This is a genomic window from Cupriavidus sp. SIMBA_020 (assembly GCF_046535395.1).
In the GTDB taxonomy this organism is placed as follows: Bacteria; Pseudomonadota; Gammaproteobacteria; order Burkholderiales; family Burkholderiaceae; genus Cupriavidus; species Cupriavidus campinensis.
This window is the reverse complement of sequence record NZ_JAWRWU010001344.1, coordinates 1-247: the sequence shown is the minus strand read 5'-3', so window position 1 is coordinate 247 and position 247 is coordinate 1. Positions and strand designations below refer to the sequence as shown.

The 247-nt window shown below is 66.8% G+C and carries 1 pseudogene; it reads left to right on the top strand.

Annotated elements, in window-relative coordinates:
- Nucleotides 1-247: pseudogene (locus SB751_RS33895) on the top strand (hypothetical protein); the annotation flags it as partial.

Genomic DNA, 247 nt, shown 5'->3' with positions numbered 1-247 from the left:
AGCCGGCGCGACCGTCTATGCGGAGCAAGGCGGCAAGGTCGTGCGCGGCACGGTGGCCGACAGCACCGGCAAGTTCGTGCTGTCGCCGCTGATCCAGAGTTCGACGCAGGGCAACTACGACGTCGTGATCGTGCAGAACAGCTTCGCGTCGGGCATCGTGCGCTCGGTGCCGGTCGTGGTGAACACCACCACTTCCGTATCGGCGCAGAGCGCGCCGATCGCGCTGCCGGCATCGACGATGAGTACG